Source organism: Shinella zoogloeoides, from assembly GCF_003574625.1.
Classification (GTDB): Bacteria; Pseudomonadota; Alphaproteobacteria; order Rhizobiales; family Rhizobiaceae; genus Shinella; species Shinella zoogloeoides_A.
On the sequence record NZ_QNUJ01000001.1, the window covers coordinates 655,775 to 672,529 of the forward strand.

Here is a 16,755-nt window from a genome sequence, read left to right on the forward strand (position 1 = left end):
TGGCACACTCCTTCGCACCTTTGGAGGAGGGCACATGACCAGCAATTCGTATGAGACCGGGCGCCTGAACCTGCCGTTCGTCGGCATCTGCACCTTCGGCAAGTATCCCTACCAGCCGGATTGGGACGCTATCGACGCGGATGTCGCGATCCTCGGCGCGCCCTTCGACTGCGGCACGCAGTGGCGCGCCGGCACCCGCTTCGGGCCCCGTTCCATCCGTGAGGCCTCGACCCTGTTCTCCTTCGGCCATGGCGGCGCCTACGACCACGAGGACGACGTCACCTACCTGCCGAGCGGCGAAGTCTCCATCGTCGATATCGGCGACGCCGACATCGTGCATACCGACACGATGAAGAGCCATGCCAACATCGAATTCGGCGTGCGCAAGATACTCGAAGCCGGCGCGCTGCCGGTGGTGCTGGGCGGCGACCACTCGATCAACATTCCCTGCATCAACGCCTTTGCCGAGGACTGCGAGAAGAACGGCCCGATCCACATCGTGCAGATCGACGCCCATCTCGATTTCGTCGACGAGCGCCACGGCGTCCGCTACGGCCACGGCAACCCGATGCGCCGCGCGGCGGAAAAGCCCTATGTCAGCGGCCTGTCGCAACTCGGCATCCGCAACGTCTCCTCCACGGCCAAGGAAGGCTATGAGGATGCGCGCAAAATGGGCTCCGATATCCTGTCCGTGCGCCAGATCCGGGCGCTGGGCACGGAAGGCGTGGTCGAGCGCATTCCGGCGGGCGCGCGCTACTATGTGACGATCGATATCGACGGCTTCGATCCGTCGATCGCGCCGGGCACGGGCACGCCGTCGCATGGCGGCTTCATCTATTACGAGGTGCTGGAGATCCTGGCGGCACTGGCCAAGCGCGGCGATATCGTCGGCGTCGACCTGGTCGAGGTCGCGCCCGACTACGACCACACCGGAGGCACCGCCATTCTGGCCGCACAGGTTCTCATGAACCTCATCGGCCGCATCATGCACGCCAAAAAACGCTGATCGAACAGGCCCGGGAGAACCGGCGCGCCCATGGCGGCCGGCCGGGGAGGAGGAAAGCATGGACTCGGTCGTCCGCAATTATCTGGATCAATACGGCGTCAGCGACGCGACGCGCCGGTTTCTCGCCAAGCCGCAGAAGATGTTCATCGACGGCGCCTGGGTCGATAGCGCAAACGGCGCGACCTTCGACATCTTCGAGCCGTCGACGGGCGGTCTCGTCACCCACGCGCCTTCGGGCACGGCGGATGATCTGGACAGGGCCGTCCGGGCCGCGCGCCGCCAGTTCGACGGCGGTGAATGGCGCCGCCTGAAGCCGCTGGAGCGGGAGCGGCTGCTGCACCGCCTTGCCGACCTCATCGAGACCCATGGCGACGAACTTGCCGAAATCGAAGCCATCGACATGGGCAAGTCCGTGACCTTCGCCCGGGAGATCGATATCCAGGGGACGGTCGATACGTTCCGCTATTTCGCCGGCTGGCCCTCCAAGCTGCATGGGCGCACGGTCGAGCCGTCCATTCCCGGCAACTACCTTGCCTATACCCGCAAGGAACCGCTGGGCGTGGTCGCGGCCATCGTGCCGTGGAACTTTCCGCTGCAGACCATGGCGTGGAAGGTCGCGGCGGCGCTGGCCGCCGGCTGCACGGTCATCGTCAAGCCGGCGGAGCTGACCTCGCTGTCCACCCTGCGCTTTGCGGAACTGGTCGAGGAGGCCGGCTTCCCCGATGGCGTCGTCAATATCGTCACGGGCAAGGGCAGCGTCATCGGCGCGGCCATGTCGGCCCATCCCGGCATCAACAAGGTGACCTTCACCGGCTCGACGCCCGTCGGGCAGGAAGTCGGCCGCACGGCGGTCGGCAATCTCAAGCATGTCACGCTGGAGCTTGGCGGCAAGTCGCCGGTGCTGGTGCTCGACGACGCGGATCTGGCGAGCGCCGCCCGCGCGGTGGCAAACGGCGTGTTCTTCAACTCCGGCCAGGTCTGCGATGCCGGCACCCGCGTCTATGTCCAGCGCTCGGTGCACGACGCCTTCCTCGACGAGCTGATCGCGGTCACGCGCACGCTGAAACTCGCGCCGGGCCTCGACCGGGATTGCTATATCGGCCCGATGGTCTCGGCCCAGCAGAAGAAGGTCGTCGCAGGCTATATCGAGGCCGGCCGGCGCGAGGGCGCGAAGCTCGTCCATGGCGGCGCAACTCCGGAAGGTCCGGGTCATTTCATCGAGCCTGCGATCTTCGCCCATTGCACGCCGGACATGAGCATCGTGCGTGAGGAGATCTTCGGGCCGGTGCTGGTGACAAGCCCGTTCGATACGCTGGAGGAAGCGGTTTCGCTGGCGAACGACACGCCCTTCGGGCTCGCCGCCGCGATCTATTCGAACGATCTCGCCCGCGTGCACACGCTCATCCCGCAACTGCATGCCGGTTCGGTCTATGTCAACGCGCATAGCACGATCGATCCTTCCATGCCGTTCGGCGGCTTCAAGGATTCCGGCTTCGGCAAGGATCTCGGGCCGGAACAGCTCGACTATCTCATGGAGACCAAGGCGGTGTGGATTACGCTGCCATAGATCCAGCCGGCCGCCGCCCATGGGCGGCCGCCTCACGACCATCGGCGGCCGATGGAGCCGCCTTTCATCGCGGAAAGACGCCCAAGGCGCGACGCGAAAGGGGAACCGAACATGGAAAACGATATCGCCTGGCAGAACGAACTGGCGCGCCGCGCCCGCATCTACGAGGACATCGAGGCGGGGCATCGCTTCGAGGGCACGATGACCGTCATCGACTATGCCTGCATGATGGCGCTGACGCTCGTGCTGGTCGTCGCCTTCTGGGTCTGGGGAGGCTGACATGACCGATCACGTCAGCCAGGGCGGCTTTGCCATCGCCGAAACCGAACGGGCGGAAGCCGAGCGCAACCGTGCCGCCGCCGAGCGGGGCGATGCGCCGCTGCTTCCCTCCGAGCGTCTATGGGGCTTCTGGGAGTTCACCTACGCCAATTCGGCGCTTGCCATCGCCACCTGGGCCTTCCTGATCGGCGGGTCGGTCGGTCTCTTCGTCGGGCCCAAGGAGGGCATCGCCGCCATCATCATGGGCAATATCGTCGGCGTCATGCTGACGGCCCTTTCCACCACGCCGCTTTCCGGCCGCTACGGCATCGAGCAGTTCATCGCCCTGCGAAGCCAGTTCGGCTATAATGGCAGCCGCATCGTCTACGTGCTCGCCGTGGTCATTCTCACCATGGGCTGGCTTGCCGTGCTTGCGATGATGTTCGGCCGGTCGATCGACGGGCTGACGGCGCTGAGCGCCGGCGAGGCGGCCAATCCCACCGGCATCAAGATGATCGTCGCCGCCGTCGGCGCCATTCTCGTCACCTGGTTCATCGTCGCGAAGGGGCCGACCTCGATCAAGTTCTTCAACATGGTCGTCTCGCCCGCGCTGGTGATCCTGATGATCGTGATGCTGTACCTTATCCTCCAGCATCGTTCCTTCTCCGAATTGCTGGCGATGCCCGCGCTCGCCCCGCCCTTCGAGGACAACACGCTCAACTTCATCATCGCCGTGGAGGTCAACCTTGCCGCCGGCTTCTCCTGGTGGCCCTATATCGGCAACCTGGCTCGCCTGACGAAGAACGAACGCACGGCCTTCTGGCCCAACGTCGTCGGCATCTTCGGGGCGGCGGCTCTCGGTGAGATCGTCGGCCTGCTTGCCGCCGTCGCACTCGGCGACAGCGACCCGACGATCTGGATGACCAAGATCGCAGGTCCCGTCATCGGTATCATCGCGCTGCTCTTCGTCGCCTTCGCCAACATGACCTCGATGGCCAATATCCTCTACACCTCCATCGTCGGCCTGCGGCAGGTGGGCACGGCGTCGATCCGCGCCATCTCCTGGGGGGCGATCCTCTTCCTGTTCTGCATCATCCCGCTCGGCCTCGTGGTCTTCTATCCGCAGATGTACGACGGCTTCTTCATCTTCCTCGTCTGGACCTCGGCGCTGAATTCCGCGCTCGCCGGCATCGGCATCGCCGACTACTTCTTCCTGCGCCGCCAGAAGCTCGACATGCGTAGCCTGCATGGCCCGCAGGAAAACGGTCCCTACCGGTTCTGGGGTGGCTTCAACCCGATCGGCCTCTTCGCGCTTGCCATCGGCTTCGGCGTCTACGTGCTCGTCTTCAATCCGCAGACGCTCGCGAGCCTGCCGGTCTTCAAATACCTCACCGCCTCCGTGCCCTCCTGCCTTGCGGCCGGCACGGTTCACTATGTCCTGACCCGGCTCTTCGCCCGCGGGCGCGGCTGGGGCCTCTACCCGTAACCTCTGGATGACCGCCATGACCGAGACCTACGACTACATCATCATCGGCGCCGGATCGGCCGGCTGCGTGCTTGCCAACCGTCTTTCGGAGGACCCGGCCACCAGGGTTCTGGTTCTCGAATATGGCGGCAGCGACAAGTCGATCTTCATCCAGATGCCGACGGCGCTGTCCATTCCGATGAACGGTACCAAGTACAACTGGAAATACATGACCCTGCCGGAGCCGGGCCTCGACGGCCGGCAGGTGCATTGCCCGCGTGGAAAAGTCATCGGCGGCTCTTCCTCGATCAACGGGCTCGTCTACATGCGCGGCAATGCGCGTGACTTCGACGAGTGGGAGGAACTGGGCGCGCGCGGCTGGCGCTATGCCAATTGCCTGCCCTATTTCCAGCGGGCCGAAAGCTGGCAGGACGGCAGCGATGCTTATCGCGGTGCCGACGGCCCGCTCGCCACCAATGCCGGCAACAAGATGAAGAACCCGCTCTACAAGGCCTTCGTCGATGCCGGGCACGAGGCGGGATACATCACCACGAACGATCCGAACGGCCATATGCAGGAGGGCTTCGGCCCCATGCACATGACCGTCAAGGACGGCGTGCGCTGGTCGACGGCCAACGCCTACCTGAAGCCGGCGATGAGCCGGCCGAACCTCAGGGTCGTCACCCACGCCATGACGCGGCGCGTGCTGCTGGAAGGCAAGCGCGCCGTCGGTGTCGAATACGAACTGGCCGGCGGCGAGCGCATCGTGGCGAAGGCCAGCCGCGAGGTTCTGATCTCCTCCGGCCCGATCGGCTCGCCGCATCTCCTGCAGCGCTCCGGCATCGGCCCGGCCGCCGTGCTGCGGAAGGCGGGCGTCGCGGTGCTGCATGATCTGCCGGGCGTCGGCGAGAACCTGCAGGATCATTCCGAGGTCTATATCCAGTATGCCTGCAAGGAGCCGATCACGCTGAACGGCAAGATGGGGCTGCTGAGCCGCGCCATGATCGGCGCGGAGTGGCTGCTGTTCAAGAAAGGCCTTTCGGTCTCCAACCATTTCGAGAGCGGCGGCTTCATCCGTTCCGATGCGTCGCTGCAATGGCCGGATATCCAGTTCCACTTCCTGCCAGCCGCCATGCGCTACGACGGCAAGAAACCGCTCGACGGGCACGGCTTCATGGTGCTGACCGGCCCGAACAAGCCGAAGAGTCGCGGCCATGTGCGCCTGCGCTCGCCGGAGGCGCACGAGCAGCCGGATATCCTCTTCAACTATCTCGACCGCGAGGAGGACCGCGAAGGCTTCCGCCGCTGCCTGCGGCTTACCCGCGAGATCATCGCCCAGCCGGCCTTCGACCGGTTCCGCGGCGAGGAGATCGCGCCGGGCAAGGATGTGCGCAGCAATGACGAGATCGACGCCTGGGTGCGCGAGACCATGGAGAGCACCTATCATCCCTGTGGCTCCTGCCGCATGGGCGAGGACGCCATGGCGGTCGTCGACAGCGACCTCAAGGTGCGCGGCCTCGAAGGGCTGCGGGTGATCGACAGCTCCGTCTTCCCGGCCGAGCCGAATGCGAACCTCAACGCGCCGACCATCATGCTGGCCGAACGTGCCTCGGATATCGTGCGCGGCAAGCCGCTGCTCGCCGCCTCGAATGCGGAGGTCGGTGTTGCGCCCGGTGTTGGCACGACCCAGCGCAGCGGCTCGCCGGTGCGTACCCTGCAGCATTGAGGGGATCAACGATGCCGCGGGTGATAGGACATGTTGTTGCCCGGCGGGAACGGGAAGACCCGGAGGAACGGCACGATTGGGCGCTCTTCATAGAGGCCCTGTTTCGTGGCCTGCAGGCCCGCTTCGCCATCTGGTCCTCGCGGATTCACGGGGGGCATTATCGGGAAAGAGCCTCTGCGAGGCGCCCGAGATAGGGCTTCATCCGTTCGGCGGGCACGCCGGCATAGCCGAGGATGAGCGCACCAGGCTTTGGGATCGCGACGGTGTAATCGGAGAGCGGGTAGCATTGCAGGCCCGCTTCGAGAACATCGCGGCGAACGGCGCTGTCCTCCCGTTCGCTCGAAAGCCAGGCAAGCGCGTTGAGACCGCTTTCGGAACAGTCGATGCGGGCGAGCCCGGCGAGCGCGGCTTGACCCGCCTCCAGAAAGGCTTCGCGGCGCTCCGAATAAAGGCTGCGCATGCGGCGTAGATGGCTGGCGAAGTGGCCTCCGCCGATGAATTCTGCGAGCACGAGCTGGGTTTCCACGGGCACGCTTCGATTGATCAGGCCCGAAAGGTTGCGGAAGGTATCGACAAGCCGCGGCGGCAGCACGAGATAGCCTACGCGCACCCCGGGATAAAGTGCCTTGCTGAAGCTTCCGGCGTAGATGACGCGGTCATGGCCGTCGATGGAACGCATCGAGGGCAGCGGGGCACCGTCGTAGCGGAACTCGCTGTCATAGTCGTCCTCGATAATCCAGGCATCGTTCATCCGTGCCCATTCGAGAAGCGCGAGCCGGCGCGGAAGCGAAAGCGTCACGCCGAGCGGATGGTGCCGTGAGGGCATGACGAAGGCGATCCGTGCATCCGGATAGCGCATCGCCGCACCGGCGACGTCCATGCCTTCGCTGTCGACATCGGCAAGGCACATCCGGAAGCCAAGCGTATGGAAGAGGTTGTAGGCGGTGACAGGGCCAGGATCCTCGAACCAGATGCCGTCACCCGGATCGGCCAGCGCGAGCACCGCGAGCGTGAAGGCCGCGTGCCCGCCGGGTGTGATGACAATCTGCTCGGGATCGCAAGGGTCGTGCCGATGCACGGCGAGATATTCGGCGATCCGCTGGCGCAGAATGAGTTCGCCGCCAAGATCGCCATAGCCAAGCGCGGCCACCCTGCCGCCGCGCGTCACCGAATTCCAGCATTTGCGCCACAGTGCAAAGGGAAAGCGGTCGATAGCCGGTCGGTTGGGAAGGAAGGGCATCGCCTCGAACTGGCCGATATCGGCCGACATCTGCCGGGAGAGAGTGCCGATCCGCGACAGCCGGAGCGGCAGCGTATCGGGTGCATTGGCCACGGGTTTGCGCCTGTACGGTCTTGCCGCCGGTGTCGGCAGGGCGGCAGAGACGAAGGTGCCGGCTCCCTGGCGCGCCTCGAGATATCCCTCGGCTTTCAGGTTCTCCAGCACGCGCACCAGCGTCTGGCGTGACAGGCCGAGCTCCTCGCAGAGAATGCGGCTTGCCGGCAGGCGCGTGCCTGCACGCAGATATCCCTTGAGGATCGCCTGGCGCAACTGGTCCTGCACCTGCCGGAATTTCGGGACGGCCGCCGCCGCATCCAGGCGAAGGAAAGGCAAGATCGGGCCTTCGAACTGCTTGGCCATGGCGACCTCGTAAATTGGTACAATCAAAAGCACAATAATGGACATTTTATTGTTGTCCAATTGTTACATGCTCCATCTACACGAAACGCACCGATGCAGCCCCCGGGACGCAGACAGAGTGCGGGGGAACCGGAATACGCGGCGGCACTGCGGCCCATTGCCAGGGCCGGCCAGTAGCCAGCGACCACCAATTGTCGAAGATGCCAAACAGGAGGAATTCATGAAGAAGCACCTATCCCACACCGTCCGCTCGACGTTCGTCTCCACGCTCGCCATTGCTGCTGCGCTACCGGGCCTTGCCCGCGCCGAAGCGCCCCAGGAACTCATCGATGCAGCCAAGAAAGAGGGCATGCTGACGGTCATCGCGTTGCCGCACGACTGGTGCAACTACGGCGAAGTCATCGAAGGCTTCAAGGCGAAGTATGCAGGCATCACCGTCAATGAGCTGAATCCCGACGCCGGCACGGCTGACGAGCTGGAAGCGATCCGTTCCAACAAGGGCAATACGGGCTCGCAGGCTCCTGACGTTGTGGACCTTGGCCTCGCCTTTGCGCCGGCTGCCACGAAGGAAGGTCTGCTGCAGCCCTACAAGGTGGCGACCTGGGACGAAATTCCCGACAACATCAAGGATGCGGACGGCAACTGGTACGGCGATTACTACGGCGTCATGGCCTTCGGCATCAACAAGGACCTGATCCAGACCTCGCCGGCCGACTGGTCCGATCTTACCAAGGCTGAATATTCCGGTTCGGTCGCACTAACCGGCGATCCGCGTTCCTCCGCACAGGCGATCCTCGCCCTGATGTCGGCCGGCATTTCGCGCGGCGCAGAACCAGGTGCGGAATCCGGCAGGAAGGGGCTGGAACTCTTCGCCGAACTGAACAAGGCCGGCAATTTCGTGCCCGTCCTCGGCAAGGCCGGAACCATCGCGCAGGGCCAGACGCCGATCATCGCGGCCTGGGACTACAACCTGCTCGCCTGGCGCGATGCGCTGAACGGCAACCCGCCGATGGATGTCATCGTGCCGAAGACGGGCGTGGTCGCCGGCGTCTATGTGCAGGCCATCTCGGCCTATGCGCCGCACCCGAACGCGGCCAAGCTCTGGATGGAGTATCTTTACTCTGACGAGGGGCAGATCGGCTGGCTGAAGGGCTACTGCCATCCCGCCCGCTTCAACGCCATGCTGAAGGCGGGGAAGTTCCCCCAGGACCTGCTCGACAAGCTGCCGCCGGCCGAAGCCTACGAAAAGGCGGCCTTCCCGAGCGTCGAGGCGCTTGACGCCAACAAGGGCGCGATCATCGAAGGCTGGGACAAGGTCGTCGGCGCCAACGTGAAGTAACAGACCCGGCCGGAGGCCCAGCTTTCTACCCGGCGTCCGGCCGAACTCCCCTCAGGAAACAATCCGATGACGACAAGCGCCGCACTGCTGCCGGCGGCCTTGCGGCCGCGGCGGCTTCTCAACTGGGTCGGGGTCGCCCCCTTCTTTCTCTTTGCCACGTTGTTCCTGATCCTGCCGACGCTCAACATCGTCGTCGGCGCCTTCCGCAACGCACAGGGTGAGGTGACCCTCGAAAATCTCGGCAAGCTGCTCTCGCCCTCGATCAGCGCGGCCTTTTGGATTTCCATCGAGCTCAGCCTGCTGACGGCGGTGCTTGGCTGCCTTTTCGGCTTCCTCATCGCAGCCGCCATCACGCTCGGCGGCCTGCCGCGCTGGCTGCGCAACGGTATCGTCACCTTCTCCGGTGTCGCTTCCAATTTCGCCGGCGTGCCGCTCGCCTTCGCGTTCATCGCCACGCTCGGCCGGCTCGGTTTCGTGACGATGCTGCTGCGTAACTGGTTCGGCATCAATCTCTATGGCTCCGGGTTCAACATCGTCTCGTTCCTCGGGCTGGCGCTCACCTATCTTTATTTCCAGATCCCGTTGATGGTCTTGATCATCGCTCCCGCGCTCGAAGGCTTGCGCCGCGAATGGCGCGAGGCGGCCGAAAGCCTCGGTGCCTCCGGTGCGCAATATTGGCGGATGGTGGCCCTGCCCGTCCTGTGGCCGTCGCTGCTGGGTACGCTGGCGCTGCTCTTCGCCAATGCCTTCGGCGCCGTCGCCACGGCCATCGCGCTCACCGGTTCCTCACTCTCCATCGCACCCATCGTGCTCTTTGCGCAGATCCGCGGCGACGTGCTGAACGATCCGCATCTCGGCTATGCCATCGCCTTCGGCATGATCCTGCTGACCGCGATTGCCAACGGCATCTACATCCTCCTGCGCATGCGCGCCGAACGGTGGGTCAAATGACGGGAAAACGCTTCTGGTCTCTTGTCGCCGTCGCGCTGGGCGGCCTCTATTTCCTGCTGCCGCTCGCCGGCATGGTCGATTTTTCGATGCGCATGAAACGCGGCGAATACAGCTTCGAAGCCTATCGCATCGTGCTGGCCGATCCGCAGTTCCAGCAGACTTTCCTCTATTCGGTCGGGCTGGCGTTGCTCACCATCGCCCTCGGTATTCTCCTTGTCGTACCGACCGCCTTCTTCGTACGGCTGAAACTTCCGGGCCTGCGGCCTGTCATCGAGTTCATCACGCTGCTGCCGCTGGTCATTCCGCCCATCGTCATCGTCTTCGGCTATATTCGTATCTACAACACGTCCTCCATCCTGCCGTTGACGGGAACCTGGTGGGGCACCAACCTCCTCCTGCTCTTCGGCTATGCGACGCTTGCGCTGCCCTACATGTACCGCTCGGTCGATACGGGCCTGCGCACCATCGATATCGCCAGCCTTACCGAGGCGGCGCAGTCGCTGGGGGCCGGCTGGGCGCGAATCCTTGCGGTCGTCATCCTGCCGAATGTCTTCGTCTCGGTCCTGTCGGGGGCGTTCCTGACCTTTGCGATCGTTATCGGCGAATATGTCTTCGCCGCCCTGCTGAACGTCAATTCCTTCGGGCCCTACATGGTCTGGATGGGCAGCAACCGCGCCTATGAGCCTTCTGCGCTCGCCGTTGTCGCCTTTGCCATCACCTGGGCCTGCATGGGGCTGATCCAGCTCTTCACCCGTTTTTCGAAATTCTCCACTGCGAGGCGCTGACCATGGCTTTTCTCGACATCCAGCATCTGGAAAAAACCTTCGGCTCGCTCCGCGTCGTCAAGGATTTCAATCTCGGCATCGAAAAGGGCGAGTTCGTTTCCTTCCTCGGCCCGTCCGGTTGCGGGAAGACCACGGTGCTGCGCATGGTCGCCGGTTTCGAGACGCAGACATCCGGCACGATCCGCATCGACGGGCGGGATGTGACGGACCTTCCTGCCAACCGGCGCAAGATCGGCATGGTCTTCCAGGCCTATGCGCTTTTTCCCAACCTGACGGTGGCCGACAATATCGGCTTCGGCCTCAAGGTTGCCGGGGAGGGGAAGGCGCAGATTGCCCGCCGCGTTTCGGAAATGCTGGAACTGATCGGCCTGCCGCAACTGGGCGAGCGCTATCCCTTCCAGCTTTCCGGCGGCCAGCAGCAGCGCGTGGCGCTTGCCCGCGCGCTTGCCCCGCGCCCGCAGGTTCTGCTGCTCGATGAACCGCTTTCGGCGCTCGATGCAAAAATCCGCATCAGCCTGCGCGAGGAAATTCGCCGCATCCAACAGGAGCTTGGCATTACCACCATCTTCGTCACGCACGATCAGGAGGAAGCCCTCTCCATCTCGGACCGCATTGTCGTCATGCATCAGGGTATCGCCGATCAGGTCGGCACGCCTTTCGAGATCTACAACCGCCCGGCGACGCGTTTCGTGGCGGAATTCGTCGGCACGCTCAATCTTGTCGATGCCGATGTGGTCGAGGCGGAGAGCGGCAGGGTGCGCTTCGGCGAAGTGCCCGTCGCGCTGAATCGTCCCCTGTCTGCGCGCGCCGGTGAGCGCATCAGTCTGGCGCTGCGGCCGGAAATCGTGGCGCTCGGGCGCGCCGAGGGGCATGACGTCGTGCTTTCCGGCCGCATCGCCGAAGTGCATTTCCTCGGGTCGGTGATCCGTATCCGCGTGGCGGTGGGCGGCCAGATTCTCTCCCTCGATACATTCAACCAGCCCGACCGGCCACCCCCGGCGGTGGGCGCGCCTGTCGAGGTCAGCGTATCCGGGCGCGATCTGCTGGTGCTCGCCGCCTGAACGCGGAGCACAGTCATTCTCAAGGAGGAGCCGACATCGTGACGGAAATGCCATGGGGCCGGGAAGCGTCTCGGGATTGGCGTGAAAGAGTGGCCGCGTTGCCTGCGGCAAGCCGCCTCCGGCTTGCCGCTCGGGCACGCAGCGCACCGCTCTTCGCCCACGCTTATGCCTTCCATCTCAACATGCGCTTCGGCGGCATGACGCCGCTGCAGCTCGTGGATTTTGCCGAAGCGCAATGCCTTGCCGGTCTCAAGCTGCATGTCGACGACGGAGAACAGGCCAGCCTCAGCCGGATGAGCGACGATGCGCTCACTGCCTTCGCCGCGCAACTGAAGGCGCGGGGATTGGAACTTCATATCGAAACCAGCACGACGCATGCGAGCGGTCTTGCAGACGCCGTGCGTATCGGGCTGGCCACGGAGGCGACCTCCCTGCGGTGCTATCCGCGCTACGAGGGGCGGGTATCGCAAATCATCGCCTGGACGATCGCCGATCTGCGCCGCCTTGCCGATTTCGATCCCGAGGGCCGGTTGCGCTTGACGCTCGAACAGCATGAGGACCTGAAATCGGAAGAGCTCGTTCATATCGTGAATGCCGTCGCCAATCCGCGCCTCGGCCTGCTTTTCGACTTCGGCAACATGATCAATGCCTATGAACTGCCGATGCCGGCGCTCGCGATCCAGGCGCCATATGTCACCGAAGTCCATGTCAAGGACTGCCTCGTGCAGCCTGATAATGGTGGCTGGGCGCACCTTGCCTGCCTGTCGGGCGAGGGCCATCTGCCGATGCAGGCGATGTTCGTGGACCTGCTTGTGCTGGGGCGAGACCGGCCCCAGGTCCTGGCCTTCGGCCTGGAGGAAGAGGAAGGTTATTTCGCACCGGCTTTACGCCGGCCCTCGGACGGACCGGATCCCTTCATTCCCGGCCGTACGGCAAGCTTTACCGATATCGGTCCGGGCAATATCGAGGTGCGCCTGAGCCGGGAGGCGGCTGCCGCCCGACGGCAGGTGGAAACGATCCGCGCCATGCTCGAAGACATCGCCCATGAAGCTGAAAGGACCGAAGGATGAGCGCCCATATCACTTGCCCGCCGGAATTCCTGGCCTTGGCGCACGCCATGGCCGATGCCGCCGCCGAAGCGATCCGGCCGTGGTTTCGCAAACGGATCGCCATCGATGCCAAGGCCGACGCCAGTCCCGTCACGATCGCCGACCGCAACGCGGAAACGGTCATGCGCGGCATGATCGAAGCTGCATTCCCGGACCATGGCATCAGGGGTGAGGAATTCGGTGTCTGCCGTAGCGATGCGGACTGGGTCTGGGTTCTGGATCCGATCGACGGCACGAAATCCTTCCTTTCGGGGTCATTCGCCTTTGGCACCCAGATCGCGCTTCTTCATCGTGGCGAGCCCGTTCTCGGCCTGATCAACCAGCCGATCACCGGCGAGCGCTGGCTCGGCACAGACGCGGCGGCGACCCTTAACGGCGAGCCGATCCGCACCAGCGACAAAACCGGGCTCGCTGAGGCCATTCTCTATACATCCGCCCCGGAGCAGTTCGACCGCGTGGGCCACGACCGTTTCGCGGCGCTTGCGGCGAAGGTCAGCTTCAGCCGGTTCTCGCACGATTGCTACGCCGCCGGCATGCTCGCGCTCGGCGGCATCGACCTGCTCGTTGAAAGCAACGTCTTCGACTACGACATCCTGCCCCAGATGCCCATCGTGGAGGCGGCTGGCGGCATCGTGACCGACTGGGAGGGGCGGCCGCTTGTCGATGCCCGTCGATACGAGGCTGTGCTGATGGCGGCCAATCAGGAGATTCACCGTAGGGCCTTGGACATATTGAACCAATAATACGGCGGACGGTAAATCCATGGCCTGATCATGCATAAGCTCGGGAATGAAAGCCTGAATTGAATTTACTCCGGCATCAGGCCGTTCACGCTTCAAGGATGAGGCCGGCGGCGATGATTGCCAGCACAAGCGCCGCGATAGCCGTGTAGGCGTAGTCTCTTTCTCGCAAAAAGATGGCCAGCAGCAACGCCACGCGCGCGACCGGCAGCGAGATGAACATCACGATGCCCGCTCTCATGGCGTCATGTCCGCTCAGCGGGAGGGCCGGCCAGCGTGGCACCGGTTCGAAAAGGGTCAGGAGAAGACCGAAGGCGACCAGCGCGGTGGCGAGCCAGGTTCCATATCGGAGAAGTCCGGCAATGATCTGGTCCCGCCGTTCGAAATCGTCTGTCCCGGGCTTCATGCAAATCCTCCGGCAAAGTTGAGATCGAAGGCGCTCAGCACCATCAAAACCGCCAGCAGCGAAAGCACGATCACGAAGAAGACGCGCAGCCTGTCGGCCGGAAGCCATATCAGCAGGCGCGCGCCCAGAAGCGCGCCGCCGACCGAGCCGATCGCGATGGGGCCGGCAATGCCGATGTTGATATCGCCTCTGACGAAATAAGCGCCGGCACTGGCGGCTGCGGTGACGCCGATCATGAAATTCGAGGTGGCGGACGAGACTTTGATGGGAAGCCGCAAGGCGGTGTCCATGGCCGGGATTTTCAGGACGCCGGAGCCGATCCCCAGCAGTGCGGAGATGAGGCCTGCGCCATACATCAGCGCCATGCCGAGCGGGACGCGGCCAACCTGGTACGATACGATCTGCCCCGACGCCGGATCGGGAAAGCTGGAATGCAAGCGCAGGACCGAACCCCAATCCTTCACGTTCGGTGCGGCCGTATCAATCGCCTCGTGCCGTCGCGCAAGCATCTGCTTGGCAGAAATCGCCAGAATGGCCGCAAAGAGACCGTAGAGGGCTCGCGTCGAGACGATCCCGACGAGGAGCACGCCGGTCAGGGCCCCGAGCGTGGTGGCCGTCTCCAGCACGATGGCAAGGCGGATATTGGTCAGGCGTCCTTCCAGAAACGGGGCCGCACTGCCGCATGAGCATGCGATAACCGAAACGATGCTCGCGCCAATCGCGACATGAATGTCCACGCCGAACAGCAAGGTGAGGATCGGCACGATGAAAATGCCGCTGGCCATGCCCAGCACACCGCCGAGAGCACTGGCGCCGAACGCGGCCACGAATAGCCACAGGGTTTCCATTGCCCCGCCTCCCGTCACGAACGGCTGCGCGGGCGCCGTTCCAGACGCGTGACAAAGCTGATCAGGTCGCCGCGATAGTAGAGCCTTTCATAATCGACGGGGCGATGCCCTTCGGTGTAGGACGTCCGCTCGATCAGGAAAATCGCGCTGCCGGGCTCGATGCAGAGGGCCTGTGCTACGTCAGGCGCGGCGGTCGTGGCTTCCAGCCGGTACTCCGCTTCGACAAGCGGCAGGTCATACCTGTCTTCGAGCAGCGAAAAGATAGGCTCGGCATCCAGATCATGGGTGACGATCTTCTTCCCGATCTCGTGCGGCAAGTAGGTTTCATCAAATGACATGGCGACGCCATCGGCCATCCGGACGCGCTGAATCCGCATGACGAGGCTCCCGGGCGGCACGGCCAGTTGCCTGCCGGCGACCTCATCGGCAGGCACGCTTTGCTTGTCCAGCAGCTGGGTGGTCGCCGTGCGGCCAAGCGCCCGCATGTCCTCGACAAAGCCTGTCAACTGGGTCAGTTCCTGGGTCACCTTCGGCGGCGCGATGAAGGTGCCTTTGCCGCGACGGATTTCGACCCGTCCACGCGACACAAGGTTTGCGATCGCTTTGCGAACCGTCGTGCGGCTGACGCCGAAGCGTTCAATCAGACGATCTTCCGGTGGAAGTTGGTTGCCGGGATGAAGCACGCCGGCGGATATGTCGGATATCAGCGCCGCTTCAACTTTTGCGTAGAGGGGGCTGTGGTCATCGTCAATGTTCATGACGGTCGTAATGACATAATGACGTCACTATGTCGATGCTTTCCCGTTACGCCACATTTGACATGAGATGCCGATCGCGAGCGGTCCTGCGTAACGGAGCGAACGTGGTGAAGGCATCGTTTGTTGTCGGGAGCCGGGCGCTACGGGAAAGGGTTCCGCCTTGCAGGCCTTTGCAAGGATTCTTACCCGACGCAACTTGACTGCAAACATCTTTGCCAACACAATCGGCGCTGCAAACAACTTTGTCGGGCGCAATGAACATTCTTGATCGCATAAAGGCCAAGTCGAAGAAGCTGACAGACGCGGATCAGAAGCTGGTCGCGACCATGCTGACGAACCGCGCGGAGGCAGCCTTCCTGTCGGGGCCGCAGATCGCCCAGCGTGCAGGCGTTCATGAAGCGACCGCGACAAGGCTGGCGCAGAAGCTCGGCTACAAGGGCTTTCCGGACCTGCGCGCAGAGCTACAGCGCGAAGTGCTGCTGGACCAGGATGCGGCGAACCGCATGCGCCGCTCGGTCGCCAAGGTCGAGCACGGCGACTATCTGACGGACCTCATCGATGCCGAGATCGCCGCGCTGGAAACGCTCGCCCGCGCCGTGCCGCAGGCCGATATCGACCGCGCCGCCGACATGATCTTCGAGGCACGCCGGGTCTTCGTCTTCGGGCAGGGCCATGCGCAGTCCGTCGCCGGCTTCCTGCAGCGCCGGCTCGACCGTTTCGGCATGACGACCATCGCGCTCACCGGCCGCGGCCGCGACATCGCCGAGCGTCTCGTCGGCATGGACGGCAACGACATCGTCATCTCGCTCGCCTTCCGCAAGCAGCCGCAAAGCTATGCGCCGCTGGTGCGCCATGCCGCCCGCGTCGGCGCGCGCACCATCCTGATCTCGGACCTCGCCGGTCCGCTGATGGAGCCGCCGGCCGATCTCATGCTGGCCGCCCCGCGCGGCCGCTCGGGAAGCGAATTCCAGACCCCGACCATCCCCTTCGCCATCGTCAACGGCATCGTGCTGACGATCGCGGGGCGGCATGAACGGGAGATCATTGGAAGACTGGAAAAACTGTCGGGGCTTTTCAACGACTTCAACTGAACGAAA

16 protein-coding genes are annotated in these 16,755 nt (G+C 64.0%); 12 read left to right on the forward strand and 4 right to left on the reverse strand.

Translation table 11 applies throughout. The annotated features are described in order from the left end of the window. Positions 1 to 34 precede the first annotated feature (34 nt). The 5 genes from speB to betA all read left to right on the forward strand — a co-directional run bounded on the left by speB (position 35) and on the right by betA (position 6,022). Positions 35 to 1,006 carry an agmatinase gene (gene speB, locus DSD28_RS03205; RefSeq protein WP_119254884.1) on the forward strand — a complete coding sequence of 324 codons (972 nt, stop codon included), beginning with the start codon at positions 35 to 37 and terminating at the stop codon, positions 1,004 to 1,006. A gap of 58 nt (positions 1,007 to 1,064) precedes the next feature. Continuing rightward, positions 1,065 to 2,573, forward strand: coding sequence for an aldehyde dehydrogenase family protein (locus DSD28_RS03210; protein WP_119254885.1), 1,509 nt, complete (start codon positions 1,065 to 1,067; stop codon positions 2,571 to 2,573). 111 nt (positions 2,574 to 2,684) lie between these two features. Further along, positions 2,685 to 2,852, forward strand: coding sequence for a hypothetical protein (locus DSD28_RS03215; RefSeq protein WP_119254886.1), 168 nt, complete (start codon positions 2,685 to 2,687; stop codon positions 2,850 to 2,852). A 1-nt stretch (position 2,853) separates the two neighbouring features. After that, the gene (locus DSD28_RS03220) at positions 2,854 to 4,317 is read left to right on the forward strand and encodes a purine-cytosine permease family protein (RefSeq protein ID WP_119254887.1); all 1,464 of its coding nucleotides are present in this window, start codon (positions 2,854 to 2,856) and stop codon (positions 4,315 to 4,317) included. 16 nt (positions 4,318 to 4,333) lie between these two features. Further along, positions 4,334 to 6,022 (forward strand): choline dehydrogenase, encoded by a 1,689-nt coding sequence (betA, locus tag DSD28_RS03225; protein ID WP_119254888.1) that lies wholly within the window; start codon positions 4,334 to 4,336, stop codon positions 6,020 to 6,022. A 157-nt stretch (positions 6,023 to 6,179) separates the two neighbouring features. On the opposite strand, the gene DSD28_RS03230 is transcribed toward betA, so the two are convergent. Next, positions 6,180 to 7,661, reverse strand: coding sequence for a PLP-dependent aminotransferase family protein (locus tag DSD28_RS03230; RefSeq protein WP_162911208.1), 1,482 nt, complete (start codon positions 7,659 to 7,661; stop codon positions 6,180 to 6,182). Positions 7,662 to 7,881: 220 nt separating this feature from the next. Here DSD28_RS03230 and DSD28_RS03235 point away from each other — a divergent pair, with 220 nt between their 5' ends. The 6 genes from DSD28_RS03235 (at position 7,882) to DSD28_RS03260 (ending at position 13,649) form a co-directional block, all read left to right on the forward strand. Beyond that, positions 7,882 to 9,000: an ABC transporter substrate-binding protein gene (locus DSD28_RS03235; protein WP_119254890.1), complete on the forward strand. Its 1,119-nt coding sequence runs from the start codon at positions 7,882 to 7,884 to the stop codon at positions 8,998 to 9,000. 66 nt (positions 9,001 to 9,066) lie between these two features. Next, complete coding sequence (locus DSD28_RS03240; protein ID WP_119254891.1) at positions 9,067 to 9,951, forward strand: ABC transporter permease; 885 nt, start codon at positions 9,067 to 9,069, stop codon at positions 9,949 to 9,951. Next, a complete protein-coding gene (locus DSD28_RS03245) occupies positions 9,948 to 10,736 on the forward strand; it encodes an ABC transporter permease (protein ID WP_119254892.1) in 789 nt (262 codons plus the stop codon). Before DSD28_RS03240 ends, DSD28_RS03245 begins: the two co-directional genes overlap by 4 nt. A gap of 2 nt (positions 10,737 to 10,738) precedes the next feature. Further along, positions 10,739 to 11,797, forward strand: a complete 1,059-nt coding sequence (locus DSD28_RS03250) for an ABC transporter ATP-binding protein (protein ID WP_119254893.1) — start codon at positions 10,739 to 10,741, stop codon at positions 11,795 to 11,797. Positions 11,798 to 11,886: 89 nt separating this feature from the next. Next, a complete protein-coding gene (locus tag DSD28_RS03255) occupies positions 11,887 to 12,867 on the forward strand; it encodes a sugar phosphate isomerase/epimerase family protein (protein WP_162911209.1) in 981 nt (326 codons plus the stop codon). Further along, positions 12,864 to 13,649, forward strand: a complete 786-nt coding sequence (locus DSD28_RS03260) for an inositol monophosphatase family protein (RefSeq protein ID WP_119254895.1) — start codon at positions 12,864 to 12,866, stop codon at positions 13,647 to 13,649. The genes DSD28_RS03255 and DSD28_RS03260 overlap by 4 nt, the downstream gene beginning before the upstream one ends. 85 nt (positions 13,650 to 13,734) lie before the next feature. Here DSD28_RS03260 and DSD28_RS03265 read toward each other — a convergent pair whose 3' ends face one another. Genes DSD28_RS03265 through DSD28_RS03275 form a run of 3 tightly spaced genes read right to left on the reverse strand, consistent with a single transcriptional unit; the run spans position 13,735 to position 15,658 of the window. Next, positions 13,735 to 14,052 (reverse strand): DUF1634 domain-containing protein, encoded by a 318-nt coding sequence (locus tag DSD28_RS03265; protein WP_119254896.1) that lies wholly within the window; start codon positions 14,050 to 14,052, stop codon positions 13,735 to 13,737. Next, entirely contained in the window at positions 14,049 to 14,900 is an 852-nt protein-coding gene (locus DSD28_RS03270) for a sulfite exporter TauE/SafE family protein (protein ID WP_119254897.1), read from the reverse strand. The genes DSD28_RS03265 and DSD28_RS03270 overlap by 4 nt, the downstream gene beginning before the upstream one ends. Before the next feature lie 14 nt (positions 14,901 to 14,914). Further along, complete coding sequence (locus tag DSD28_RS03275) at positions 14,915 to 15,658, reverse strand: GntR family transcriptional regulator (protein ID WP_119254898.1); 744 nt, start codon at positions 15,656 to 15,658, stop codon at positions 14,915 to 14,917. Between the two features lie 254 nt (positions 15,659 to 15,912). On the opposite strand from DSD28_RS03275, the gene DSD28_RS03280 reads away from it, so the two are divergent. After that, positions 15,913 to 16,749, forward strand: coding sequence for a MurR/RpiR family transcriptional regulator (locus tag DSD28_RS03280; protein WP_119254899.1), 837 nt, complete (start codon positions 15,913 to 15,915; stop codon positions 16,747 to 16,749). Positions 16,750 to 16,755: the final 6 nt, after the last annotated feature.

Excerpts from the sequence above, each read along its gene's own strand:
- betA (WP_119254888.1), top strand. The coding sequence starts at position 4,334 with ATGACCGAGACCTACGACTACATCATCATCGGCGCCGGATCGGCCGGC.
- DSD28_RS03230 (WP_162911208.1), bottom strand. The coding sequence starts at position 7,661 with ATGGCCAAGCAGTTCGAAGGCCCGATCTTGCCTTTCCTTCGCCTGGAT.
- DSD28_RS03265 (WP_119254896.1), bottom strand. The coding sequence starts at position 14,052 with ATGAAGCCCGGGACAGACGATTTCGAACGGCGGGACCAGATCATTGCC.
- DSD28_RS03235 (WP_119254890.1), top strand. The coding sequence starts at position 7,882 with ATGAAGAAGCACCTATCCCACACCGTCCGCTCGACGTTCGTCTCCACG.
- speB (WP_119254884.1), top strand. The coding sequence starts at position 35 with ATGACCAGCAATTCGTATGAGACCGGGCGCCTGAACCTGCCGTTCGTC.
- DSD28_RS03240 (WP_119254891.1), top strand. The coding sequence starts at position 9,067 with ATGACGACAAGCGCCGCACTGCTGCCGGCGGCCTTGCGGCCGCGGCGG.
- DSD28_RS03245 (WP_119254892.1), top strand. The coding sequence starts at position 9,948 with ATGACGGGAAAACGCTTCTGGTCTCTTGTCGCCGTCGCGCTGGGCGGC.
- DSD28_RS03260 (WP_119254895.1), top strand. The coding sequence starts at position 12,864 with ATGAGCGCCCATATCACTTGCCCGCCGGAATTCCTGGCCTTGGCGCAC.
- DSD28_RS03275 (WP_119254898.1), bottom strand. The coding sequence starts at position 15,658 with ATGAACATTGACGATGACCACAGCCCCCTCTACGCAAAAGTTGAAGCG.
- DSD28_RS03280 (WP_119254899.1), top strand. The coding sequence starts at position 15,913 with ATGAACATTCTTGATCGCATAAAGGCCAAGTCGAAGAAGCTGACAGAC.
- DSD28_RS03210 (WP_119254885.1), top strand. The coding sequence starts at position 1,065 with ATGGACTCGGTCGTCCGCAATTATCTGGATCAATACGGCGTCAGCGAC.
- DSD28_RS03215 (WP_119254886.1), top strand. The coding sequence starts at position 2,685 with ATGGAAAACGATATCGCCTGGCAGAACGAACTGGCGCGCCGCGCCCGC.
- DSD28_RS03270 (WP_119254897.1), bottom strand. The coding sequence starts at position 14,900 with ATGGAAACCCTGTGGCTATTCGTGGCCGCGTTCGGCGCCAGTGCTCTC.
- DSD28_RS03220 (WP_119254887.1), top strand. The coding sequence starts at position 2,854 with ATGACCGATCACGTCAGCCAGGGCGGCTTTGCCATCGCCGAAACCGAA.
- DSD28_RS03250 (WP_119254893.1), top strand. The coding sequence starts at position 10,739 with ATGGCTTTTCTCGACATCCAGCATCTGGAAAAAACCTTCGGCTCGCTC.